At 70.7% G+C, this 22,897-nt stretch carries 23 protein-coding genes; 2 read left to right on the top strand and 21 right to left on the bottom strand.

The window, feature by feature from the left end; translation table 11 throughout:
- The first annotated feature begins 209 nt into the window (after positions 1-209).
- A complete protein-coding gene (locus ASD56_RS15815) occupies positions 210-806 on the top strand; it encodes a hypothetical protein (RefSeq protein ID WP_055968094.1) in 597 nt (198 codons plus the stop codon).
- 34 nt (positions 807-840) lie between these two features.
- Here ASD56_RS15815 and argH read toward each other — a convergent pair whose 3' ends face one another.
- From argH to infC, 18 genes are all read right to left on the bottom strand, one after another.
- Positions 841-2,271 carry an argininosuccinate lyase gene (gene argH, locus ASD56_RS15810; RefSeq protein WP_055968092.1) on the bottom strand — a complete coding sequence of 477 codons (1,431 nt, stop codon included), beginning with the start codon at positions 2,269-2,271 and terminating at the stop codon, positions 841-843.
- Between the two features lie 9 nt (positions 2,272-2,280).
- Entirely contained in the window at positions 2,281-3,441 is a 1,161-nt protein-coding gene (locus tag ASD56_RS15805; protein WP_082541531.1) for a heparan-alpha-glucosaminide N-acetyltransferase domain-containing protein, read from the bottom strand.
- A complete protein-coding gene (gene argF / locus ASD56_RS15800) occupies positions 3,420-4,343 on the bottom strand; it encodes an ornithine carbamoyltransferase (protein WP_055968091.1) in 924 nt (307 codons plus the stop codon). The genes ASD56_RS15805 and argF overlap by 22 nt, the downstream gene beginning before the upstream one ends.
- The gene (locus ASD56_RS15795) at positions 4,340-5,554 is read right to left on the bottom strand and encodes an acetylornithine transaminase (RefSeq protein WP_055968089.1); all 1,215 of its coding nucleotides are present in this window, start codon (positions 5,552-5,554) and stop codon (positions 4,340-4,342) included. The genes argF and ASD56_RS15795 overlap by 4 nt, the downstream gene beginning before the upstream one ends.
- Complete coding sequence (gene argB / locus ASD56_RS15790; RefSeq protein ID WP_055968085.1) at positions 5,554-6,450, bottom strand: acetylglutamate kinase; 897 nt, start codon at positions 6,448-6,450, stop codon at positions 5,554-5,556. Before argB ends, ASD56_RS15795 begins: the two co-directional genes overlap by 1 nt.
- Positions 6,447-7,604 (bottom strand): bifunctional glutamate N-acetyltransferase/amino-acid acetyltransferase ArgJ, encoded by a 1,158-nt coding sequence (gene argJ / locus ASD56_RS15785; RefSeq protein WP_055968083.1) that lies wholly within the window; start codon positions 7,602-7,604, stop codon positions 6,447-6,449. The genes argB and argJ overlap by 4 nt, the downstream gene beginning before the upstream one ends.
- Positions 7,601-8,650 (bottom strand): N-acetyl-gamma-glutamyl-phosphate reductase, encoded by a 1,050-nt coding sequence (gene argC, locus ASD56_RS15780; RefSeq protein WP_055968081.1) that lies wholly within the window; start codon positions 8,648-8,650, stop codon positions 7,601-7,603. The genes argJ and argC overlap by 4 nt, the downstream gene beginning before the upstream one ends.
- Positions 8,651-8,887: 237 nt before the next feature.
- Complete coding sequence (locus ASD56_RS15775) at positions 8,888-9,862, bottom strand: NAD-dependent epimerase/dehydratase family protein (protein WP_055968079.1); 975 nt, start codon at positions 9,860-9,862, stop codon at positions 8,888-8,890.
- Positions 9,863-9,907: 45 nt separating this feature from the next.
- The gene (gene pheT / locus ASD56_RS15770) at positions 9,908-12,445 is read right to left on the bottom strand and encodes a phenylalanine--tRNA ligase subunit beta (protein WP_055968075.1); all 2,538 of its coding nucleotides are present in this window, start codon (positions 12,443-12,445) and stop codon (positions 9,908-9,910) included.
- A complete protein-coding gene (gene pheS, locus ASD56_RS15765; RefSeq protein WP_055968072.1) occupies positions 12,445-13,485 on the bottom strand; it encodes a phenylalanine--tRNA ligase subunit alpha in 1,041 nt (346 codons plus the stop codon). The genes pheT and pheS overlap by 1 nt, the downstream gene beginning before the upstream one ends.
- A 42-nt stretch (positions 13,486-13,527) precedes the next feature.
- Positions 13,528-14,487 (bottom strand): amino acid ABC transporter permease, encoded by a 960-nt coding sequence (locus tag ASD56_RS15760; RefSeq protein WP_055968069.1) that lies wholly within the window; start codon positions 14,485-14,487, stop codon positions 13,528-13,530.
- A complete protein-coding gene (locus ASD56_RS15755) occupies positions 14,484-15,131 on the bottom strand; it encodes an amino acid ABC transporter permease (protein WP_055968067.1) in 648 nt (215 codons plus the stop codon). Before ASD56_RS15755 ends, ASD56_RS15760 begins: the two co-directional genes overlap by 4 nt.
- Positions 15,132-15,202: 71 nt before the next feature.
- A complete protein-coding gene (locus tag ASD56_RS15750) occupies positions 15,203-16,075 on the bottom strand; it encodes a glutamate ABC transporter substrate-binding protein (RefSeq protein WP_055968064.1) in 873 nt (290 codons plus the stop codon).
- 74 nt (positions 16,076-16,149) lie between these two features.
- A complete protein-coding gene (locus tag ASD56_RS15745) occupies positions 16,150-16,947 on the bottom strand; it encodes an amino acid ABC transporter ATP-binding protein (RefSeq protein WP_055968060.1) in 798 nt (265 codons plus the stop codon).
- Between the two features lie 87 nt (positions 16,948-17,034).
- Positions 17,035-17,835, bottom strand: coding sequence for a TrmH family RNA methyltransferase (locus ASD56_RS15740; protein WP_055968057.1), 801 nt, complete (start codon positions 17,833-17,835; stop codon positions 17,035-17,037).
- Positions 17,836-17,938: 103 nt separating this feature from the next.
- Complete coding sequence (gene rplT, locus ASD56_RS15735; protein ID WP_055968054.1) at positions 17,939-18,322, bottom strand: 50S ribosomal protein L20; 384 nt, start codon at positions 18,320-18,322, stop codon at positions 17,939-17,941.
- Between the two features lie 29 nt (positions 18,323-18,351).
- Complete coding sequence (gene rpmI, locus ASD56_RS15730; protein WP_055968051.1) at positions 18,352-18,546, bottom strand: 50S ribosomal protein L35; 195 nt, start codon at positions 18,544-18,546, stop codon at positions 18,352-18,354.
- A gap of 49 nt (positions 18,547-18,595) precedes the next feature.
- Positions 18,596-19,237, bottom strand: coding sequence for a translation initiation factor IF-3 (infC, locus tag ASD56_RS15725; RefSeq protein WP_082541530.1), 642 nt, complete (start codon positions 19,235-19,237; stop codon positions 18,596-18,598).
- Positions 19,238-19,490: 253 nt separating this feature from the next.
- On the opposite strand from infC, the gene ASD56_RS15720 reads away from it, so the two are divergent.
- Positions 19,491-19,877 carry a DUF1844 domain-containing protein gene (locus tag ASD56_RS15720; protein WP_055968208.1) on the top strand — a complete coding sequence of 129 codons (387 nt, stop codon included), beginning with the start codon at positions 19,491-19,493 and terminating at the stop codon, positions 19,875-19,877.
- Here the strand turns inward: ASD56_RS15720 and ASD56_RS15715 are convergent.
- The 3 genes from ASD56_RS15715 to priA all read right to left on the bottom strand — a co-directional run bounded on the left by ASD56_RS15715 (position 19,870) and on the right by priA (position 22,857).
- Positions 19,870-21,270: a pyridoxal phosphate-dependent decarboxylase family protein gene (locus tag ASD56_RS15715; RefSeq protein WP_055968205.1), complete on the bottom strand. Its 1,401-nt coding sequence runs from the start codon at positions 21,268-21,270 to the stop codon at positions 19,870-19,872. The genes ASD56_RS15720 and ASD56_RS15715 overlap by 8 nt on opposite strands.
- A 77-nt stretch (positions 21,271-21,347) precedes the next feature.
- Positions 21,348-22,127, bottom strand: coding sequence for an SseB family protein (locus ASD56_RS15710; RefSeq protein ID WP_055968048.1), 780 nt, complete (start codon positions 22,125-22,127; stop codon positions 21,348-21,350).
- Positions 22,111-22,857, bottom strand: a complete 747-nt coding sequence (priA, locus tag ASD56_RS15705) for a bifunctional 1-(5-phosphoribosyl)-5-((5-phosphoribosylamino)methylideneamino)imidazole-4-carboxamide isomerase/phosphoribosylanthranilate isomerase PriA (protein ID WP_055968045.1) — start codon at positions 22,855-22,857, stop codon at positions 22,111-22,113. The genes ASD56_RS15710 and priA overlap by 17 nt, the downstream gene beginning before the upstream one ends.
- Positions 22,858-22,897: the final 40 nt, after the last annotated feature.

The following is a 22,897-nucleotide window of genomic DNA, read 5'->3' as shown; positions in this document are numbered from 1 at the left end:
CTCGCACCCTGCTCCCCCTTCCGGTCCCGCCTCGATGCGGCGGGCCGGAGTACGGCGTCTGGCCTTCAGCGCGACGTGCCTCCCCAGGCACCTGCCGCACGGCCGATCAACACCGTCCCCGCAGGACACGGTACGCCGCCGATCGCCGATCCGCCAGAGGCGGGGCCGGTTCCCCAGCCGCGTCGGATGCGCGTGCCAGACTGATCGGCATGGCCGACCTCGCTGTGCTCCTGCCCATCGCACTGTCGGTCCTGCTGCTGGTCGCTCTCAGCACGGCGCTCATCATCACGGTGGTGAGCACGCGCCGGTCCTCTGCGGTCCTGCTGGTCATCGCGGCCGGCCTCGTCGTGCTCAGCCTGCTCGTCGTCGTCATCATCCCGGCGAACGTTCCGCTCCTCGTGGGCCTCCCCCTCGCGCTCCTGGGGACCGCCCTGGCCGTCTTCGGCGGCAGTCCGCTGACACGGCGCGTGCTGGAAGCGGCCACCCACGGCCGTGTCCCCGAAGGCGACAACGGCGGGATCCTGCTGCGACCCGCGACACCTCCGGGCATGCGCGCCGAGGACACCCCGGCCCGCGAGGTGCTGCGCGGCGGCACCACGATCGGCTACCTCGAGCGCCTCGGGATCGCCGTCGCGATCGTCGCGGGCTTCCCTGAGGCGATCGCCGTGGTCGTCGCCGTCAAGGGCATCGGGCGGTTCTCTGAGCTCGCTGCCGCAGAGGCCCGCGAGCGGTTCATCATCGGCACCCTGGCGAGCCTGCTGTGGGCCTGCGTCGTCGGCGCGCTCGTCAGGCTCGCGATCTGGTGAGCCGTCCCGGGCACCGGCGAAGGGCGAAGGGCGGCTAGAGCCCGAGCGCGTGCGCGGCCTGCTGGACCCGCGCGACCAGTTCGGCACGCTGCTCCGCGACGCGGATGGGCGCGGTTCCGCCGGCACCGAGGCGGCTGGCGACCGACCCCTCGACGGTCAGCACCTCGCGCACCGCCGGGGTGAGCGCGGGCGAGATCTCGGCGAGCTGCTCGTCGGTGACCTCGTGGAGCTCGATGCCGTGCTCCTCGCACACCTGGACCAGGTGCCCCGAGACCTCGTGCGCGTCCCGGAACGGGAGCCCGCGCTTGACCAGCCATTCGGCGACGTCGGTGGCGAGCGAGAACCCCTGCGGCGCCAGCTCGGCCATGCGGTCGGTGTGGAACGTCATCGTCGCCACCATGCCGGCGAACGCGGGCAGCACCGTCTCGAGCGTGCGCACCGAGTCGAAGACCGGCTCCTTGTCCTCCTGCAGGTCGCGGTTGTAGGCGAGCGGGAGAGCCTTGAGCGTCGCGAGCAGCCCGGTCAGATTGCCGATGAGGCGGCCGGCCTTGCCGCGAGCGAGCTCGGCGATGTCGGGGTTCTTCTTCTGCGGCATGATGCTCGAGCCGGTCGAGTAGCCGTCGTCGAGCGTCACGAAGCCGAACTCGCGGGTGTTCCAGAGGATGATCTCCTCGGCCAGCCGTGAGACGTCGATGCCGATCATCGCGGCGATGAAGGCGAACTCCGCGACCACGTCGCGTGACGCGGTGCCGTCGATGGAGTTCTCGGCGGGGCGGTCGAGCCCGAGCTCGCGCGCCACGAGCTGCGGATCCAGTCCGAGCGTCGAGCCCGCGAGGGCGCCGCCGCCGTACGGCGACACGGCGGCACGCGCCGACCAGTCGCGCAGGCGCTCGAGGTCGCGCACCAGCGGCCAGGCGTGGGCCTGCAGGTGGTGTGCGAGCAGCACGGGCTGCGCGTGCTGCAGGTGGGTGCGGCCCGGCATCACCGCGGCAGCGTGGGCTTCGGCCTGTGCCGCGAGGGCGTCGACGAGGCGGAGGATCTCGCGGGCGATCGTGCGGGAGTGGTCGAGGAGGTACATGCGCACCAGGGTCGCGATCTGGTCGTTCCGGCTGCGGCCCGCCCGGAGCTTGCCGCCGAGGTCGGCGCCCACGACACGGATCAGGGCCTGCTCGAGCGCGCCGTGCACGTCTTCGTCCGAGTCGACCGGACGCAGGGTGCCGTCGGCGATGCTCTGGGCAAGGACATCGAGGCCGTCGTGCATGGCCCGCTCCTCGTCCGCGGTGAGATAGCCGGCGGCGGCGAGCGCCTTGGCGTGCGCGTGCGAGCCGGCGATGTCGTAGAGGGCGAGCGCCCAGTCGAAGTGCGTGGACCTGCTCAGCTCCACCAGCTCCGGCGACGGTCCCGTCGCGAAACGGGCGCCCCACAGCGCGCCCTCGTTGGTCCCGTCGCCCTTGGTGTCGCTCACCGCACCAGCCTACCGAGGCAGGGCGTGCGCGTCGGGCCGTGAGTCGCCGTCAGCCGCCGCCCGAGCGACGAGCCGCGAGCTCTGATCCACGAGCCACTCCAGCGGACCACGACCGACGAGCAGTGCCCAGGCGGTGCACGCCACGACGGTCGCCACCGTGAGCGGCCAGAAGGGCTCGAGGTCGCGGAACCCTGCGAGATCGCCGATCCGGCCCAGAACTGCCGCGGCGACGACGGCCCACACCAGGAGCTGCCCGACGTAGGCGGTCAGCGGCATGGCGCCGACCGCGCGCAGCGGAAGTGCGATCCACACCAGGACGGTCCGGCAGGCCAGCAGGCACGCCGCGATCACGGCGAGGGCGAACCCGCCGGAGCCGACCACTTCGAGCAGACCCGTCGAGTGCGGCGCGGCAGTCCACAGCTCCGCGGCGAACGAGCCCGGCGGACCTTCCTCGAGCGCTCCGATCGCGGCGGCGATCCCATATCCGGCGACGGCGAGGACGACGCCGGACGCGAGCATCCACAGCTGGACGCTGAGCCGGCGGATACCCGCTCGCGCGACGCCCATCCCCGCGAGGAGGAAGACGATCCACGTGGTGAACGGGTAGTGCCAGCCGATCGCCAGCGACAGTGCGTTCCCCTCCATGGTGCGCCACAGCGGCAGATCGTCGAGGGCGACCTGCAGCACCGGCATCACCACCGCGAGCGCACCCGCGGAGAGCAGCAGCGCCCGAGCGCCCAGTCGGAGAAGGGGGACGGCCAGCAGGAACAGCAGCGCGTAGGCCGGCAGGATGACGTACACCGGCACGCCGGTGAGGATCAGCAGCACCCCGATCGCCCAGAGCAGGCCCGCGCGGGTGAGCAGCCGCACGCGCGACGCGCGCAGCTCGAGCCCCCGCGGAGGGGTGCGTCCGCCGGTCGCGAGGGCGATGGACACCCCGGCGAGCGTCGCGAACAGGATCGACGAGCGCCCTTCGACGACGGCGACCCAGGTGCCGGCATCCTGCCAGCGGAACGGCTCGTCGATCCACAGCAGGTGCGCGGCGAACATCCCCAGCACGGCGAGGCCGCGCGCCACGTCGACCCCGGCGATGCGCTGGGGACCGTTGAGTCGCGTCCACCGGGAGGCGAGCCATCCCGGACGGACGGTCAGTCCTGGCGCAGCAGCCACACCAGCAACGCCTTCTGGGCGTGGAGGCGGTTCTCGGCCTCGTCCCAGACGACGCTCTGCGGACCGTCGATCACCCCGGCGTCGACCTCGTACCCTCGGTCGGCGGGCAGGCAGTGGATGAAGATCGCGTCGCCCTGGGCCAGCGCCATCAGGTCGTGCGTCACCTTGTAGGCACCGAGATCGCGCAAACGCGCGAGCTTCTCCTCTTCCTTGCCCATCGACACCCAGGTGTCGGTGACGACGACGTCGGCACCGGCGGCCGCCTCGTTCGGGTCGGTGTAGAGCGTGACCGAGCCACCGGTCTCGGCGGCGCGGCGGTCGGCGTCGGCGATCACGTCGTCGCGCGGGGCGTACGCCTCGGGCGACGCGACGCGCACGTGCATCCCGGCGGTCACCCCGGCGAGGACGTACGAATGCGCCATGTTCGACATGCCGTCGCCGAAGAACGCCAGGGTGAGGCCCTTCAGGTCCCCCTTGTGCTCCTTGATGGTGAGGAGATCGGCCAGCAGCTGGCACGGGTGGAAGTCGTCGCTGAGCGCGTTGATGACCGGCACCCGCGTGCCCTGGGCCATCTCCTCGAGGCCGGCCTGAGCGTAGGTGCGCCAGACGATGGCGGCGACCTGGCGCTCCAGCACGCGGGCGGTGTCGGCGGGCGTCTCCTTGCCGCCGAGCTGGCTGTTGGCCGTCGAGATGATCAGCGGAGAACCGCCGAGGTCGGCGATCCCGACAGCGAAGGACACCCGCGTGCGCGTGGACGACTTGTCGAAGATGACCGCGACCGTCTGCGGGCCTTCGAGGGTCTTCAGCTTCCAGCGGTCCTTCTTCAGAGCCATCGCGAGATCGAGGATCTCGTCCTGCTCGGCCTGGGTCAGATCATCGTCGCGCAGCAGGTGGCGGGTCATGCGTGGACCTCCGTCGTGTTCTCGAGCAGCAGGGCGTCCGCGACGGTGCTCAGCGCGTGCGCGAACAGCGACACGAACTCGTCGATCTCGACATCGCCGATCGTGAGGGCGGGGACGAGGCGGATCGTCTCGTCATTGGGCGCGTTGATGATCAGGCCGTGCTCCTGAGCCGCCGCGACCACCGCCTTCGCGATCGGGTGGGTCAGCGCGACGCCGAGCAGCAGGCCGCGGCCTCGCACGCCGCCGATGAGGTCGGAGTCGATGCCGAGGATCGCCGTACGGAGCTGCTCCCCGCGCTCAGCCGCGTTCTCGACCAGTCCGGCGCGCTCGATCTCGCCGAGCACGGCGCCCGCCACCGCGGTGCCGAGGGCGTTGCCGCCGAACGTCGAGCCGTGGGTCCCGGGATAGAACAGGTCGCTCGCCGCGCCGAAGGTGATCATGGCGCCGATCGGGAAGCCGCCGCCCATGCCCTTGGCCACGGTGATGGCGTCCGGCACGATGCCGGCGTGCTGGAACGCGAACCACTCCCCGGTGCGCCCGGCGCCGGTCTGGATCTCGTCCACGATGAGCAGCGCGCCGTGGCTGCGGGTGATCTCGCGCGCGGCCTGCAGGAATCCCTCGGGCAGGTCGATGACGCCGGCCTCGCCCTTGACCGGCTCGACGAACAGCGCCGCGACGCGGTCGTCCATCGCCGCCTCGAGTGCCTCGACCGAGGAGTCGATGAACTCGACCCCCGGCGTCATCGGCAGGAACGGCTCCTGCATCCAGGGCTTGCCGGTGAGGGCGAGCGTGCCCATGGTCCGGCCGTGGAAGGCGTCCTTCAGCGCGAGGATGCGCGGACGATCCGCTCCGCCGTGCAGGCGCGCCAGCTTGAAGGCCGCCTCGTTCGCCTCGGCGCCGGAGTTGCCGAAGTACACCCGGCCGCTCTCCCCCGTGCCCGCCAGACGCTTCAGGCGCGCCGCGAGCTCGAGCTGCGGCGGAGTCGCGAAGTAGTTGGACACGTGCGCGAGCGTCGCGGCCTGCGTCGCGATCGCCTCGACGAACACCGGATGCGCGTGGCCGAGCGAGTCGACCGCGATCCCCGCGAGGAAGTCGAGGTAGCGCTTGCCGTCGGCATCCCACAGGTACGAGCCCTCGCCGCGGACGAGCATCGCCATCCGCTCGCCGAAGCTGCGGACCAGGTCGCGCCCCGCGTCATCCTGCCACGCCATCACAGCACCACCTCTGTTCCGATTCCCTTGCTGGTGAAGATCTCCACGAGCACCGAGTGCGGCACCCGCCCGTCGATGATCGCGGCCGTCGGCACGCCGCCCTCGACGGCTTCCAGGCAGGCCTGCATCTTCGGGATCATGCCCGACTCGAGCGTCGGCAGCATCGCCGTGAGCTCGGCCGAGGTCAGGTGCGAGACGAGCGAGTCGCGATTGGGCCAGTCGGCGTACAGCCCCGCCACGTCGGTGAGGACGACCAGCTTCGCGGCGCCCAGGGCGACGGCGAGAGCGGATGCCGCGGCATCCGCATTCACGTTCAGCGAGTGTCCGGGGTGGTCGAGGTCCGGCGCGATGCTCGAGACGACCGGGATCCGGCCGGCGGCCAGCTGGTCGAGCACGGGCTGCGGATCGACCTGTACGACGTCGCCGACCCGGCCGAGGTCGTGCTCCACGCCCTCGATGACCACGCCGCGACGGCGGCCTCCGAACAGCCCGGCGTCCTCGCCGCTCAGGCCCGCCGCATGCGGGCCGTGCGCGTTGATCTTGGCGACGAGCTGCGGGTTGATCTGCCCGGTGAGCACCATGCGGACGACCGAGATCGCCTCGGTCGAGGTGACCCGGTAGCCGCCCTTGAACTCGCTCGGGATCGCGAGACGGTCGAGCATCGACGAGATCTGCGGGCCGCCGCCGTGCACGACGACGGGCTTCACCCCGACATAGCGGAGGTAGGCGATGTCGGCCGCGAAGGCATCCTGCAGCTCTTCCGAGACCATGGCGTTGCCGCCGTACTTGATCACGACGATCTGGTCGCTGAACTGCCGAAGCCAGGGCAGCGACTCGATGAGGGTGGCGGCCTTGACGCTGGCTTCGGCGGGATCGGTGTCCTGGATCTCGGTCATGAGGAGTACGCGCTGTTCTCGTGGACGTAGTCGTGCGTGAGGTCGTTCGTGAGGATCGTGGCGGTGGAGTCGCCGACCTTGAGGTCGATGACGAGATCCGTCGCCCGCGGCGTGAGGTCGACGTCCTCGCGCGGCGCGTCGGGACCGCCCGCCGTGCACACGCGGACGCCGTTCATCCAGACGTCCACGTCGTACGGGTCGAAGGCCGCCTGCGTCGTGCCGATCGCGGCGAGCACCCTCCCCCAGTTGGGGTCGTTGCCGAAGATCGCGGCCTTGAAGAGGTTGTTGCGCGCCACCGAGCGGCCCACTTCAACCGCGTCGGACTCGGATGCCGCGTTCCGCACCTCGATCGTGATGTCGTGGCTCGCGCCCTCGGCGTCGCCCTGCAGCTGCTTCGCGAGATCCCGGCTCACCTCGGCGAGCGCCGCGGCGAAATCGTCCGGGTCGGGGGCGATGCCCGAGGCGCCGCTCACCATGAGCGTCACCTGGTCGTTCGTCGACATGCACCCGTCCGAGTCGAGCCGGTCGAAGGTGCGGCCGGTCGCGCTCCGGAGCGCGGCGTCGGCCTGCGCGGCATCGATCACGGCGTCGGTCGTGATGACCACGAGCATCGTCGCGAGTCCGGGCGCCAGCATCCCGGCTCCCTTCGCCATGCCGCCGATGGACCAGCCGTCGCGCGAGACGACGGCGCGTTTCGGCCGCGAGTCGGTGGTCATGATGGCCAGGGATGCCGCCTCCCCGCCGTCCGCGGAGAGCTCGGCGATGCCCTGTTCGGTGCCCGCGAGCACCTTGGCCCGGAAGGCGTCGTCGCCGGTGCCGATGAGGCCCGTCGAGCAGATGAGGACGTCTCCGGCGCTTACGCCGAGCAGCTCGGCGGCCTTCTCGGCGGTCTGGTGGGTGGTCTGGAACCCGAACGATCCGGTGAAGCAGTTGGCGCCGCCGGAGTTCAGCACGATCGCCTCGACCACGCCGTCCGCGACGACCTGCTGCGACCAGATGATCGGGTTGGCCTTGGCACGATTCGAGGTGAAGACGGCCGCGCCGACCTTGAGCGGGCCGCGATTGACGACGACCGCCACGTCGGGCTTGCCGGTCGACTTCAGTCCGACGGCGACGCCGGCCGCCTCGAATCCCTGCGGTGCGGTGACGCTCACGGTGCTACCCCGTTGATGCTCAGCGCGGTGCCCTCGGGAAGGCCCAGCGCGATGTTCATGGACTGCACGGCGGCTCCGGCCGTGCCCTTGACGAGATTGTCGACGGCCGTCACGACGACGACGCGGTTCGCCGCGCGGTCGATCGCCAGGCCCATGAGGGCCGTGTTGGCACCGAGCACGTCGGCGGTGCGGGGGAACTCACCCGCGGGCAGCAGCTGCACGAAGGTCTCGTCGCCGTACGCGCTCTCCCAGGCCGCCCGGATCTCGGCATCCGTCGCATCGTTCGCGATCGGGGCCGTCGAGGTGGCGAGGATGCCCCGCGACATGGGCACGAGCACGGGCGTGAACGAGATGCGGATGCCGGCGGGACCTGTTCCCGCGGCCGCGAGCGCCTGACGGATCTCCGGGATGTGCCGGTGCGAACCGCCGACGGCGTACGGGTTAGCTGAGCCGAGGATCTCGCTGGCCAGCAGATTGGACTTGAGCGCCTTCCCCGCGCCCGAGGGTCCGACGGCGAGCACCGTGACGATGTCGCCGGGATCGATCACTCCGGCGGCGACGCCGGGCGCGAGACTCAGGCTCACGGTCGACGCGTTGCAGCCGGGGGCGGCGATCCGGGATGCCCCGACCAGCCGGTCACGCTGCTTCGAGTCCCCGACCGGAAGCTCGGGAACGCCGTAGACCCACGGATCGTGGAAGTCGCCGCCGTAGAAGCTGTCCCAGTCGGCGACGGACTCGAGCCGGTGGTCGGCGCCGGCGTCGATCACGAGCGGGGTGGCGCCGAGGGCGTCGGTGTACTGCCCCGACTGACCGTGCGGCAGCGCCAGGAAGACGATGTCGTGGCCGGCGAGCACGTCCGGCGTGGTCTCGGACAGCGTGAGGTGCGCGAGCGAGCGCAGATGCGGCTGGTGCTGGATGAGCGGCTGTCCCGCGTTCGAATGCGCGGTCACTGTGCGGATCTCGACCTCGGGATGCGCGGCGAGGATCCGCAGGATCTCGCCGCCCGCATAGCCGGATGCGCCGGAGACGGCGACCGAATATGTCATGGATTCCACCTTAGAGTCTGGGGACGGGGGCCTGAGACGGCGACGCCCGCAGCCCCTCCTCAGAAGGTGCGCAGGGGTCGCCTAGAGTCGGCGGTCGCCCAGACGGCGTCGGCGCGCGGGAACGACGCTCGGAACGAGCGTCGAGAGTCCCTGGGCGGCCGAAGGCATGCGCCGACGATAGCGGCCGGGCCGCGGCATCCGCAAATCGGCTCCGTCATCCCGCGACGCGGGCGGCGCTCAGAGCTCGGCGATCAGGGCGAGCTCGTCGTCGCGCGTCAGCCCGGCGCGGCGGTCACGATCCAGCCCGCGCTCCCGTTCGTCCTCGAGCGTGCGCCGCAGCGTCTCGCGCAGCGGCCGGAGCTGCCCGCCGAGCAGGCTGTACGCGGCGTTCGAGCGGGTCCAGAACCCCGGCACGTCCTTGGGGAGCCACAGCGGAAGCGACCGGGCGCCGGCCCAGTAGGCGACGTGTCGGGACTCGAGCCACTCGTCCGTCGCGGCGACCACGGGCCCGTCGTGACCGGCGACCTCGCGCGCGAGGTCCACGAAGCGGCCGAACTCGACCGTGTCGCCGACGGCGTTGGCGACGCCGGTCCATCGCTCGGCGCCGACGGCCTGCACGAATGCGGCGAGGTCGTCGACGTCGATGACCTGGACGCCGCGCCCCTCGGGTTCGGGCACCAGCACGGCCTGACGCCCGGCGAGCGCGAAGCGCCCGACCCAGTACCCGAACCGGTCGGTGGGATCGCCGGGTCCGACGATGAGCCCCGGACGGATCACGGCCGCGCGGAATCCGAGGGCGGAGCGGACGGATGCCTCGGCTCGCGCCTTCGCACGCCCGTAGTCCTCTTCCTCATCGGGTCCCGGGGGCGTGAGCACCTCGGCCGTCTCGTCGGCGCCCGGGGTGTCGTTCTCCGCGTACACCGAGATGGTGGAGATGTAGGTCCAGTGCTTGACCCGGTCCCCGAGCGTGTCCAGGGCGGCGGCGACGTGCACCGGATTGGAGGAGATGTCGACGACCTCATCCCACTCGCGCGCCGCGACGTCGTCATACGCCCCGGGCTCGTCGCGATCGCCGACGACGAGGGTCGTGCCGTACGGAGCCTCGCGACCGCCTCGTGCGAGACAGGTCACGCGGGCTCCGGCATCCGCCCATCGCGCCGCGATGCGCCCGCTCAGCCATCCGGTTCCGCCCAGCACCAGCACGTCGGTCATGGCTCCACCCAATCACGATGCTCCGCCGGGCGCACCGCCGGCCGCCTACTCGCGGAGCGTCGCGCCGAACCGCTCGGCCGCCGCGGCCACGCCGGCGAGCTTCGCCTCGGTGGCCTCGGCGGCGGTGAGGGTGCGATCCTCGGCCCGGAAGCGCAGCGCGAACGTCAGGCTCTTCGCGCCCTCCGGCACACCCTGACCGCGGTAGTCGTCGACGAGTCGCAGCGACTCGAGCAGCTCGCCCGCCCCGCTGCGCAGTGCCGCACGCACCTCGGCGGCCGGCACGTCCGCGCCCACGACGAGCGAGACGTCCTGCGTGGCGGCCGGGAACCCCGACAGCGACGCGGCGACGACCTTCTCACCAGCGAGCGAGAGCACCAGGTCGAGGTCGAGCTCGGCGACGATGACGCGGCCGGGAAGATCGGATGCCTCGGCCAGGGCGGGCAGCAGCTCCCCGACGTAGCCGACCTCGGTCTCGCCGACCGACAGCACGCCGGTGCGTCCCGGGTGCAGCGCTGCGCGCTGCCCCTGTGCCACGTCGATCGTGACGCCCGCTGCGGCCGCGATGGCGCGCACGGCGTCGAGCGCGTCCGCGAGATCCGCGGCGACCGGTGCGGTGCCGGGCTGCTTGGCGACCGTGTTTCCAGCGAGCAGGACCGCCACGAACCGCGGCTGCGCCGGAATCGACGCGTCGAGCTCGGCGAGCATCGCGGCGTCCGGACGGACGGCCAGCGGGGGCACGTGCGAGGTGCCGTAGCGCACCCCCGGCTCGGGAAGGAAGACGACACCGGTCTCGAACAGCGCCAGATCGGTCAAGCCTCGCGAGACGTTGCGGTGCGCGACCTGCAGCAGACCGGGGACGAGCGAGCGCCGCAGGAAGGGCGCCTGACCGTCGAGCGGGTTCGCCAGCTTGATGCTGGGCAGCTTCTCGCCCGACGCCGAGCCGTGCAGGTCGTTGAGGTCGTCGGTGGTGAACGCGAACGACGGCGTCTCGACGTAGCCCGCCGACGCCAGCGCGTTCGCCACGCGTCGGCGGCCCTGCTGAGCCGAGGTCAGGCCACGGCCGGACGGCGGCGTGGGCAGCACCGACGGGATGCGGTCGTACCCTTCGATGCGGGCGACCTCCTCGGCGAGCGTCCACTTGTCTGTGAGGTCGGGACGCCACGACGGCGGGATGACGTACCAGCCGGCGGCGTCGTCCTCGGCCTCGACGACCTCGCAGCCGATGAGCCGCAGCGCGTTCTCGACCTGCTCGGGCGTGTAGTCGACCCCAATCAGGTGCTGCACGAACAGCGGCGGCAGCTCGATGCCCGCCATGAGGACCTCGGCGAACAGGGCGCCGCCGAACTTGTCGTCGCTGGTTCCGCCGGCGTACTCGACCATCAGGTCGGCGACGCGACGGGCCGCCGCGAACGGCACGAGCGGGTCGACGCCGCGCTCGAAGCGACGGGACGCCTCGCTGGGCAGCTTGTGGCGACGCGCCGTGCGCGCGATCGACACCGTGTCGAAGGTGGCCGCCTCGATGAGCACGTTGCGGGTGGATCCGCTCATCTCGGTCGTTCCGCCGCCCATGACGCCCGCGAGACCGATGGGGCCGGACTCGTCCGTGATGAGCAGGTCTTCGGGATCGAGCGTGCGCACCTTGCCGTCGAGCGTCTCGAGGGTCTCGCCCGGCGTCGCTCGACGGACCGTGATGCCGCCCTGCAGCTTGTCGAGGTCGTAGCCGTGGATGGGCTGGCCGAGCTCGATCATCACGTAGTTGGTGATGTCGATGAGGATGCCGAGCGACCGGATGCCGGCGAGCGTGAGCCGCGCGACCATCCAGGCCGGAGTGGGCTTGGTCGGATCGACGTCGCGCACGACGCGCGCGACGAACTCGCTCGCGCCGACCCGCCCGCGGATCGGGGCCCGGTCGTCGACGGCGAGCGGGAACCCCGCGCCCGGTGCCACGTCGTCCCACTCGCGCGCGGCGGGATCGCGGAACGCCGCCCCCGTCGCGTGCGAGTACTCGCGGGCCACGCCGCGGATCGACAGCGCGTACCCGCGGTCGGGCGTGACGTTGATGTCGACGGCGACGTCGTCGAGGCCGAGCAGTGCGATCGCATCGGTGCCGACAGGAGCGTCGATGCCGAGCTCCACCAGGCGCAGGATGCCGTTGTGCTCCTCGCCCAGCCCCAGCTCCTTGGCCGACGCGATCATGCCGTCCGACACATGCCCGTAGGTCTTGCGGGCGGCGATCGGGAACGGTCCGGGCAGCACGGCGCCGGGAAGCGTCACCACGACCTTGTCGCCGGCGAAGAAGTTGCGGGCGCCGCACACTACGCCGTGGACGGCGTCGCCGCCGTCGGCGGCGCGCTGTCCGTCGGGCGCGACCCGCACCTGGCACCAGCGGATCGTCTTGCCGTTGGACTGCGGCTCTTCGACGAACTCGAGCACCTCGCCGACGACGATCGGGCCCTGGAGGTCGAAGCGGTGCACGTCCTCCTCTTCGAACCCGACGCGCACGAGCGCCTCGAGGACGTCCTCGGGCGCGGCATCCACCGCGACATCGACGTACTCACGCAACCACGAAAGCGGGACGCGCATCAGACCACCATTCCGAACTGCTCGCTGAAGCGGACATCGCCCTCGGCCATGTCGCGCATGTCCTGCACGTCGCTGCGGAACATGAGCGTCCGCTCGATGCCCATGCCGAAGGCGAAGCCCGAGTACTCCTCGGGGTCGATTCCGGCCGCGCGCAGGACATTGGGGTTCACCATGCCGCAGCCGCCCCACTCGATCCAGCGCGCGCCGCCCTTGAAGGTGGGGTGCCAGAGGTCGAGCTCGGCGGACGGCTCGGTGAAGGGGAAGTAGTTGGCGCGGAAGCGCGTCTTCGCCTCGGGCCCGAAGAGCACCTTGGCGGCGTGGTCGAGGGTCCCCTTGAGGTGGGCCATCGTGATGCCCTTGTCGATGACGAGACCCTCGAACTGGGTGAACACGGGCAGGTGCGTCGCATCGAACTCGTCGGTGCGGTACACGCGGCCCGGGCACAGGACGTAGATCGGCAGGTCGCGCTCGAGCATGGAGCGCACCTGCACGGGGCTCGTGTGGGTGCGCATCACGAGGTGACGGTCGACCGGATCCACGAAGAACGTGTCCTGCATCTGGCGGGCCGGGTGGTCGACGTCGAAGTTCAGGGCGTCGAAGTTGTACCACTCGTGCTCGAGCTCGGGGCCCTCGGCGATCTCCCACCCCATGCCGACGAAGATGTCGGCGACCTGCTCCTGCAGGAGCGAGATCGGATGCCGCGCCCCAACCCGCGCGCGCTGCGCCAGGGCGGTGATGTCGACGCGCTCTGCTTCAAGACGGGCGGCGGTCTCGGCCTCGGCGAGCTCGGCCTCGCGCGCCGCGAAAGCCTGGTTCACGCGACCGCGAGCCTGACCGACGAGCTTTCCGAACTCGGCCTTGCGCTCGGGCGCGACATCGCGCAGGCGCGCGTTCAGCTGCGCGAGCGGCGATCCCTCGGCGGTGTGGGCGGAACGGGCGGCCTTGAGGCCGGCGGTGTCGCCGGCCGCGGCCACGGCATCGAGCGCGGCCTGGACCGCGGCTTCCACCGCCTCGGGCGTGATCTCGTGAGCTTCAGACACGAGAACCGAGTCTACCGAGAGCGGATGCCCCGGCCCGCCGCGTCAGTGAGCAGTGCCGTCGTGCGCGCCCAGACCGCGGTTCGCGGCCAGCCGGTCCGCCTCGTCGGCGCGCGCCTTGGCCTCGAGGATCGCAGCCGGGTTGGTCGGGTCGACCGCCTTGCCCCCGCGCTTGACGGTCTTGCCGCCGCTGGCGGTGCGCCGCGCGAGCCAGCGAGCGAACCACGACAGGGTGAGGTTGATCGCGAGGTAGATGACGAGCGTGACGACGAACAGCGAGAACAGGTACCGGTTGCCGTAGAACGAACCGAGGTTGTTGATGTTCGTGCGGATGATCTCGTTGTAGCCGACGATGAAGCCGAGCGAGGTGTCCTTCAGCAGGACGACGAGTTGAGCGACGATGATCGGCAGCATCTGCCGGAAGGCCTGCGGGAACTCCACCAGGATCTTGGACTGCGACTCGCGCATGCCCACGCTCAGCGCTGCCTCTCGCTGACCGCGCGGAAGCGCCGCGAGGCCGGCGCGGAGGATCTCTCCGATGAGCGCGCCGTTGTACAGCACCAGCGCGATGACCACGGCCCAGAACGCCCCGGTCGAGGCGACGAGGAGGATGAACAGCATCATCAGCAGCACCGGCATGCCGCGGAGGAACTCGAGCAGCCAGGCGGTGGGCACCCGGACCCAGGCGATGAGGGAGCTGCGCAGCAGCGAGAAGACGATGCCGAGGATGATCGCGCCGACCGCGGCGACCGCGGCCGCCTGCAGGGTCGCCACGACGCCGCGCCCGATCGCGCCCCACACCTCGGGATCGGTGAAGATGTTCCACCGGCTCCCGTCGAACATGCCGGGCAGGGTGATGCCGCCGGAGTCACGCGGTGCGGCGAGGGTGGTGATGACCCAGGCGGCGCCGGCGATGATGAGGACCGCCGCCACGATGGATGCGATCAGCGACACCCTGCGCGCGCGGGGGCCGGGAACGTCGAAGAGGACACTGGGGGCGCTCATCGTGACACCACGTACTTCTTCTCGAGGGCTCCGGCGACCATCCCGAGCGGGATGGTGACCACGAGGTAGAGGCCCGCCGCAGTGAGCAGGATCGGTATCACCATGTTGCCGTTGTCGTTGGCCAGCTGGCGGGTCACTCCGAACAGCTCCAGGACGAAGAAGCCGCCGGCGACCGACGTGTTCTTCGTCAGGGCGATGAAGACGTTGATCAGCGGCGGAATGGTCATGCGGAACGCCTGCGGCAGCACGACCAGCGAGACGGTCTGGCCGAAGCCGAGGCCGATGGACCGCGCGGCCTCGGCCTGCCCGACGGGAACTCCGTTGATTCCCGACCGCAGCGCCTCGGCGACGAAGGGGGATGTGTAGTACGTCAGGGCGATGAACGCCAGAACGATGAAGGGCATCCGGACACCGAGCATCGGCAACACGAACGTGGTGAAGATGAAGACGAGTGTGAGGGGGGTGTTACGCGCGATCTCGGTCCAGAACGCGGCGAACGTACGGAGCGCGCCGACCGGAGAGATCCGCATGGCGGCGATGAGCGTGCCGAGCACGAGCGCCAGTACGCCGGAGACCGCAAGCAGCAGCAGCGTCACCCGGAAGCCTTCCAGGAACGTCGGCCACAGCGACAGGTACTGCTCCAAAGCTCTTCCCCTCTTCGGTCCGGGCGCTGCCCCCGGATCCGGCTCTCACCGGATCCGGGGGCAGCACTGCATCAGTAGCGGTCGGGCGCCGGCGGATCGATGAACGGCAGCACGGTGCCGGCCGTCGAGTTCCAGGCCTCCTCGTAGCGGCCGTCCTCGTAGGCCTTCTCCAGCACGTCGTTGATCCACATGCGGAATTCGGTGTCCTCGAGAGTGACGCCGATGCCGTACGGCTCCTCGGTGAACGGCTCGCCGACGACCTTGAACTCGCCCTCGTTCTGGGCAGCGAGGCCCGCGAGGATGACGTTGTCGGTGGAGACCGCGACCACGGCGCCGCTGCGCAGCGGCTCGAGGCAGTTGGAGTAGGTGTCGGTCAGCACCGGCTCGGCGCCGATCTCGGCCAGCTTTGCGGCGGGCGTCGAGCCCGTCACCGAGCAGACCGGCTGGCCGACGAGGTCGTCTTCGCTCTCGATGTCGTCGTTGTCGGCGAGCACGAGGATCGACTGGCCTGCCATGTAGTACGGCCCGGCGAAGGAGACGACCTCCTTGCGCTTGTCGTTGATCGTGTAGGTCGCGATGACCAGGTCGACCTCACCGTTCTGGATGAACGGCTCGCGGTTCGCCGAGACCGATTCCTTCCATTCGATGTTGTCCTCGGAGATGCCCAGCTCGGCGGCGATGATCTTGCCGATCTCGACGTCGAAGCCCTCGGGCACGCCGGACGGGCCCATCAGGCCGAACAGCGGCTGGTCGAACTTCGTGCCGATGGTGATGGATCCGGCCTCCGAGAGCTCGGCCATCGTGGTCCCGGCCTCGAAGGTAGGAGCAGCCTCAGGGGTGGTGCCACCGTCGTCGCCGGGCGTCTCGCCGCCCGAGGCGCATGCCGACAGTGCCAGGGCGCCGGCGGCTGCCAGCGCGATCAAGGGGAGTCTCATTCGCTTCATGTCTCGTCCTTTGCTGTGTGCGAGCCGCTCGTGACGGCTCTCCGTGCTTCCCGGCCGTGAGGCTCGGGACGTTTTCAGTGGTCGAGGATCTTCGAGAGGAAGTCCTTCGCCCGGTCGCTCTGCGGGTTCGTGAAGAAGTTCTCCGGGGTGGCGGATTCGACGATCGCGCCGTCCGCCATGAAGAGCACTCGATCGGCGGCCTTGCGTGCGAAGCCCATCTCGTGGGTGACGACGATCATCGTCATGCCGTCACCGGCGAGGCCGACCATGACATCCAGGACCTCGTTGATCATCTCGGGGTCGAGCGCGCTGGTCGGCTCGTCCATGAGGATCAGCTTGGGGTCCATCGCCAGCGACCGGGCGATCGCGACGCGCTGCTGCTGACCGCCTGAGAGCTGGTTCGGCATCTTCTGGGCCTGATTGGCGACGCCGACGCGATCGAGAAGCTGCATCGCCTTCTCCTCCGCGGCCTTCTTCTTCATGCGGCGCACCTGGATCGGCCCGAGCGTGACGTTCTCGAGGACCGTCTTGTGGGCGAAGAGGTTGAACGACTGGAAGACCATGCCGACATCCGCGCGCAGATGCGCGAGGGCCTTGCCCTCCGCGGGAAGCGGGACGCCGTCGATCTTGATCGAACCGGAGTCGATCGTCTCCAGGCGGTTGATCGCGCGGCAGAGCGTCGATTTGCCGGAGCCCGACGGCCCGATCACGACGACCACCTCACCGCGGTTGACCACGGTGTTGATGTCTTTGAGGACGTGGAGTTCGCCGTAGTGCTTGTCGACGTGGTCGATGACCACGAGCGGCTCGCCGCGTCGCACCGAGATGTTGGAGGTCCGAGGCGCCGGCGCCGGGGCTTCTGATGTCGCCATGTGTCTCACCCTAGGAGTCCCACCGGATCGCCACCAACGTTTGGCGGCACCCTTTACCGTTCTGTAACAGCCGGGGTGCGTGCGAGGTCAGCCCGCGGCACGCTGGGCGAAGGCCGTCTCGTAGAGGCAGACGCTCGCGGCGGTCGCCAGGTTGAGCGACTCCGCGGCGCCGTAGATCGGCAGTCGCAGCGACAGATCGGCCAGTGCGAGCGAGTCGTCGTCGAGGCCACGGGCCTCGTTGCCGAACAGCCAGGCGGTGGGCTGGGCGAGCACGTCGCGCGATGCCAGGAAGTCTCCCCCGCCGACATCCGCGGCGATCACCCGCACTCCGGCGGCCCGCGCCTTCTCGATCACCATGGGCAGCTCGACCCCCACGACGACCGGGAGATGGAACAGCGAGCCGGTCGTGGCGCGCACGACCTTGGGGTTGTAAGGGTCGACGGTGCGCCCCGTCAGGACCACGGCATCAGCGCCTGCGGCATCCGCTGCCCTGATGATCGTGCCGAGGTTGCCGGGGTCGCGTACCTCCTCGCAGATCGCGATGAGGCGCGGAGATGCGGCGAAGACCTCTCGCAGCGACGTGGGCGACTGCCGCGCGACCGCGACGATGCCCTGCGGCGTCACGGTGTCGGCCATGGCGTCCAGAACGCCCTCCGTGGTGAACAGCACCTCGATGCCCGCCTCGCGCGCGGCGTCGCGCACGTCGGAGTGGCGCTCCATGGCCGTGGGCGTCGCGAACATCTCGACGAGGGTGTCGGGCCGGTACAGCAGAGCCTCGCGCGCCGCCTGCGGACCCTCCAGGAGGAACAGTCCGGTCTCCTGACGGGCGCTGCGCTTGGTCAGCTTCGCGACCGCGCGAACTCGGGGAGAGCGGGGGTTCTCGAGCACACGATCAGTCTAGGGTCGGCCGGCCGGGCGACACGCGAGCGGGCGCACGCGAAAGGGCGCCCTCCGTGAGGAGGACGCCCTTTCGTGAAACGGATGCCGGGTGTCAGGCGCTCTTGGGGGCGTTGACGTTCTCGGGCAGAGCCTTCTTGGCCGTCTCGACCAGCGAGGCGAACGTGGCGGGCTCGTTCACGGCGAGCTCGGCGAGCATGCGGCGGTCGACCTGCACACCGGCCAGGTTCAGGCCCTGGATGAAGCGGTTGTACGTGATGCCGTTCTGGCGGCCCGCAGCGTTGATGCGCTGGATCCACAGACGGCGGAAGTCGCCCTTGCGCTTGCGACGGTCACGGTACGCGTAGACGAGCGAGTGGGTGACCTGCTCCTTCGCCTTGCGGTACAGGCGCGAACGCTGTCCACGGTAACCGGAGGCGCGCTCAAGGATGACGCGACGCTTCTTGTGGGCGTTTACCGCCCGCTTGACTCTAGCCATTTCTTCTTTTTCCTAACGTGCGTCGGTGCTCAGAGACCGAGGAGCTTCTTGGCCTGCTTGGCGTCGCCCGGGGCCAGGACCTGCTCCTGGTTGAGGCGACGGGTGCGACGGCTCGACTTGCCCTCGAGGTTGTGGCGCATACCCGCCTGCTGCTTCATCAGCTTTCCGCTACCGGTGAGCTTGAAGCGCTTCTTGGCACCCGAGTGGGTCTTCTGCTTCGGCATCTCTTCTTCCTTCGTTTCACTTCCCGCTCAGGCGGGAGTCTTGGGGGTCCTACTCGGCGGTGGCCGGCTCGGACTCGGTCTGGTTATCCGGGGCGCCGGTGCGCGCGGTGCGCGCGGCTTCCTTGTTGGCAGCGCGCTGCGCGTTCTGCTCGGTCTTGACCTCGGACTTGTTCTTGTGGGGAGCAACGACCATGACCATGTTGCGACCGTCGATCGTGGGGTTGGACTCCACGGTGCCGAACTCGGCGACGTCCTCTGCGAACTTGCGCAGCAGGCGAACGCCCTGCTCGGGACGGGACTGCTCACGGCCGCGGAACAGGATCATGGCTTTGACCTTGTCGCCTGCCTGCAGGAAGCCCTCGGCGCGCTTCAGTTTGGTTATGTAGTCGTGTGCCTCGATCTTCAGGCGGAACCGGACCTCTTTGAGGACGGTGTTCGCCTGATTGCGACGCGCTTCCTTGGCCTTCTGCGCAGCCTCGTACTTGAACTTGCCGTAGTCCATGATCTTGACCACGGGGGGCTTCGAGTTCGGGGCCACCTCGACGAGATCGAGGTCGGCCTCTTGGGCCAGGCGCAGCGCCACCTCGATGCGGACGACGCCGACCTGCTCACCCGCGGGTCCGACGAGGCGGACCTCGGGGACGCGGATGCGGTCGTTGGTGCGGGGATCGCTGATGCGGAGCTCCTTCATGCTGGGTGTCGGCCCCGCAACAGGACGTGTGTCATGTCACGGGCTGAAGAGGAACTCATTCCACCCGCACGACGCTGGAGCGCCGGCTTTCCTGCACCCGGTTCGCTCGCAAGCGACTACCCCGACCATGGAGCGGTCGGGGCGGAGTGCGTGACCCGGTAGCCTGGAGCGGCAAGCGCGGGTGGGATGTGATCCACTTTCGGTCCGGTGCAGAACGCTCCGGAGCCCGCACAAGTCTAGCAGAGAGATGCGCGTGACCACGATTCCTGCCTCCGATGACGACCGCCATGCACGCTGGGAGGAGCAGGAGCGCGCCGCGTCGGCCGCGACCCGCGACATCGCGGACGTCCCCGCGGTCGAGGTGATCACCACCGCCGCCGTGCACCTGATGAGCGCCGCGGCCGTGAAGGTCGGGCTCGCCGATGACCCCGCCACCCAGACCGATCTCGACGAGGCGCGCAAGCTCATCAACGCGCTGGCGGGACTCATCACCGCGGCCGCGCCGGAGATCAGCGACATGCACGCCCGGTCTCTCCGCGACGGCCTGCGCTCGCTTCAGCTCGCCTTCCGCGAGGGCTCGGTCATCGAGGACCCGATCGGCAAGGGCCCCGGCGAGAAGTGGACCGGACCGGTCACCTGACCCCGATCCCCAGCGCCGCCGCGCCACGGGCGACCGCATCGACGGTGCGACGGACGTCGTCCGCATCGGTGGCGTGATTGCTCACCGCGAAGCGCACGACCGTGCGACCCTGCCACGTCGAGGACGAAGCCCACACCGTGCCCTCGTCGCGGAGCCACTCCCCCAGTGCCGCCGTGCCGGCATCGTCGTCCTTCGCCGCCAGGCACACCTGCGTGAAGACGACGTCGTTGAGCACCTCGAGGCCGGGCAGCGTCCGGAAGCCGTCGGCGAGGGCGGTCGCGGCATCCACCAGCCCGTCGACCAGATCGATCACGCCGCGACGTCCGAGGGAGCGCAGCGCCGCCCACACCGGCACGCCCCGGGCCCGGCGCGACAGCTCCGGCACGCGATCGTAGGGATCCGAGATGCTGGCGACGGCCGGCAGGTAGGCAGCGTGCGCACCGAGGGACGCCGTCATCGCCGCCTCGTCCCGCACGATCGCCACACCGCAGTCGTAGGGCACGTTGAGCGTCTTGTGCGCGTCGGTCGCCCACGAGTCGGCGTCGGCCAGGCCCCGCACCAGGTGACCGAGTCGAGGGCTGGCCGCCGCCCACAGGCCGAACGCGCCGTCCACGTGCACCCAGGCGTCGTGCTCGCGCGCGACGGCGACCGCGGCCGCGAAGTCGTCGAAGGCGCCGGAGTGCACGTCCCCGGCCTGGAGCGCGACGACCGCCGGCCCGTCATGCGCGGCGAGGGCCCGGGCGAGCCCGTCGACGTCGATGCGGCCCTGGTCGTCGGCGCCGACGGTGGTGGGCGCTCCGATTCCGGCGATGCGGCCGGCGAGAAGGACGGAGGTGTGCACGGCGTCGCCGGCGAACCAGGCGAGCGCGGGGGCCCGCTGCAGGCCGGCGGCGGGGTCGTACCCGGCCCGTCTCAGCACCGCATCCCGCGCGACCACGAGGCACGAGAGGTTCGCGCTCGTCGCGCCGGTGACGAAGCCGACACCGCTGCCGGCCGGAAGGCCCAGGATGTCGACCAGCCACGCCGCCGCCACCTCCTCGACCGCGGCCGTCGCCGGCGTCGGCTGGCGCGATCCGGTGTTCTGGTCCCACGTCGAGACGAGCCAGTCCGCCGCGAGCGAAGCCGGAAGCGTCCCGCCGATCACGAACCCGTAGAAGCGCGACGACCCCATCGCCATGAGCCCCGGGCCCGATGCCTCGGCCAGTTCGTCCACCACCCGCTCCGCGCTCTCCCCATTTTCGGGAAGCGTGCGCTCGAGGCGAGCCAGGATGCCGTCGACATCGAGGTCCGGCCGGATCGGGCGCTCGTCGACGCCGTCGAGCCAGCGCAGCGCGTGCTCGTGAGCCGCCTCGAGTGCCAGCCGGTACTGCTCTTTCATCGTCGCGTCGTGCATCGCCGCCTCATCCCTGGCCACCTCCGCCGTGCCGATCATCCGCCGACGCGGTGCCGCTCGCAAGAGGACCGCGGCGATCAGGCGGTGCGGACGAGCTTCACGGTCAGCGAGTCGACCAGCACCGCGATGCGGTCATCCGCGGCCCAGCGCGTCGCAAGGCGCGAGAGCACGGCGTCGAGCTCGTCCTTGCCGAGGCCGTGGATGAGCTCGAGGCGCACGACGAGCTCGGGTCCCCGCAGCCGCGCCTCGGGATCCCCGGCCTCCACAGCGAGGTCGATCACGGCGAGCTCGCCGCCGATACTCTGCTGCAGCCCCGCGAACACCTCGGGCGAGACGAAGCTCGGCTCCCACGGAAGGCCCTGGGCGATCGCCCACACCGCGGGGCGACGCAGCACGAACTCCGTCGGCGAGCCGGGGTCGATGACGATGAGATCGGTGTCGTCGGCGGATGCCGCGGCCGCCGTCCGCGTCCCGTCGGCGGGCACCGGCCGGGCGGCGGCATCCCATCGCCGCATGGTGTCCACCGACGTGAAGACGGGCAGGACGCGTCGCCCGTCCGGCCCCGCCACCGTGACGATGGACAGCTCCTGGGTCTTGTCGACCGCGAGCCCGTGCGCGCCGATCCCCTCGTCGCCCTTCTCGGCGATGAGCGGAATGAGCAGGCGCGCCGCGCCGTAGGCGGCCACGACCTCCGCCTGGGTCCCGGTGCCGGACCGGAACGCCGTCAGCGCGGCGAGGAGCGCGGGATCGGCCGTGCCGTCGTCGCCGGAGTGCGGATTGGCGTGGAAGCTCCGCCCCTCCCAGGGCACCCCCGCCGAGTCGGCGCGAGCGTCGCCCGGGTCAGTGTCCGGCGACATCCAGCGCCTCGGCGAGCGTGAAGGCGCCGGCGTACAGCGCCTTGCCGACGATCGCGCCTTCGACGCCGAGCGGGACCAGATCGCGGAGCGCCGCGATGTCGTCGAGGCTCGACACGCCGCCCGACGCGACGATGGGCTTGGGCGTGCGGGAGGTCATCTCGCGCAGCAGCTCGACGTTGGGGCCCTGCAGCGTGCCGTCCTTCGTGACGTCGGTCACGACGTAGCGGCTGCAGCCGGCCGACTCGAGGCGGTCCAGGACCGTCCACAGGTCGCCGCCCTCGCGCGTCCAGCCGCGAGCGGCGAGCGTCGTGCCCCGGACGTCGAGTCCGACCGCGATCACGTCGCCGTAGCGGCCGATGACGTCGGCGGCCCACTCGGGGTTCTCGAGCGCCGCGGTGCCGAGGTTGATGCGGGCGGCGCCGCTCTCGAGGGCGGCCTCGAGCGTGCGGTCGTCGCGGATGCCTCCGGACAGCTCGACCTGCACGCCCTTCACCTGACGGATGACCTTGCGGAGCACACCCGCGTTGCTGCCGCGGCCGAAGGCGGCGTCGAGGTCCACGAGGTGGATCCACTGCGCGCCCTGCCGGGCGAAGTCCAGCGCGGCGTCGACGGGGTCGCCGTAGTTCGTCTCGGTGCCCGCCTCCCCCTGGGTCAGGCGCACGGCCTTGCCGTCGGCGACGTCGACGGCAGGCAGCAGGATCAGCTCGGGCATAGAGGCGAAATCGTTCATGGCTCCTCGTGCAGGAAGGTCCCGGACAGCACGCGCTTCC

The sequence above is a fragment of the Microbacterium sp. Root166 genome (assembly GCF_001427145.1).
Lineage (GTDB): Bacteria > Actinomycetota > Actinomycetes > Actinomycetales > Microbacteriaceae > Microbacterium.
Note: the sequence above shows the minus strand (reverse complement) of the source record. Positions and strands in the feature narration are given on the sequence as shown.

Excerpts from the sequence above, each read along its gene's own strand:
- ASD56_RS15775 (WP_055968079.1), bottom strand. The coding sequence starts at position 9,862 with ATGACCGACGTGCTGGTGCTGGGCGGAACCGGATGGCTGAGCGGGCGC.
- priA (WP_055968045.1), bottom strand. The coding sequence starts at position 22,857 with ATGAACGATTTCGCCTCTATGCCCGAGCTGATCCTGCTGCCTGCCGTC.
- pheT (WP_055968075.1), bottom strand. The coding sequence starts at position 12,445 with ATGCGCGTCCCGCTTTCGTGGTTGCGTGAGTACGTCGATGTCGCGGTG.
- infC (WP_082541530.1), bottom strand. The coding sequence starts at position 19,237 with ATGAAGGAGCTCCGCATCAGCGATCCCCGCACCAACGACCGCATCCGC.
- ASD56_RS15745 (WP_055968060.1), bottom strand. The coding sequence starts at position 16,947 with ATGGCGACATCAGAAGCCCCGGCGCCGGCGCCTCGGACCTCCAACATC.
- rplT (WP_055968054.1), bottom strand. The coding sequence starts at position 18,322 with ATGGCTAGAGTCAAGCGGGCGGTAAACGCCCACAAGAAGCGTCGCGTC.
- ASD56_RS15760 (WP_055968069.1), bottom strand. The coding sequence starts at position 14,487 with ATGAGCGCCCCCAGTGTCCTCTTCGACGTTCCCGGCCCCCGCGCGCGC.
- ASD56_RS15715 (WP_055968205.1), bottom strand. The coding sequence starts at position 21,270 with ATGCACGACGCGACGATGAAAGAGCAGTACCGGCTGGCACTCGAGGCG.
- argC (WP_055968081.1), bottom strand. The coding sequence starts at position 8,650 with ATGACATATTCGGTCGCCGTCTCCGGCGCATCCGGCTATGCGGGCGGC.
- rpmI (WP_055968051.1), bottom strand. The coding sequence starts at position 18,546 with ATGCCGAAGCAGAAGACCCACTCGGGTGCCAAGAAGCGCTTCAAGCTC.
- ASD56_RS15815 (WP_055968094.1), top strand. The coding sequence starts at position 210 with ATGGCCGACCTCGCTGTGCTCCTGCCCATCGCACTGTCGGTCCTGCTG.
- ASD56_RS15795 (WP_055968089.1), bottom strand. The coding sequence starts at position 5,554 with ATGGCGTGGCAGGATGACGCGGGGCGCGACCTGGTCCGCAGCTTCGGC.
- ASD56_RS15710 (WP_055968048.1), bottom strand. The coding sequence starts at position 22,127 with ATGTCGCCGGACACTGACCCGGGCGACGCTCGCGCCGACTCGGCGGGG.
- argB (WP_055968085.1), bottom strand. The coding sequence starts at position 6,450 with ATGACCGAGATCCAGGACACCGATCCCGCCGAAGCCAGCGTCAAGGCC.
- argF (WP_055968091.1), bottom strand. The coding sequence starts at position 4,343 with ATGACCCGCCACCTGCTGCGCGACGATGATCTGACCCAGGCCGAGCAG.
- ASD56_RS15750 (WP_055968064.1), bottom strand. The coding sequence starts at position 16,075 with ATGAAGCGAATGAGACTCCCCTTGATCGCGCTGGCAGCCGCCGGCGCC.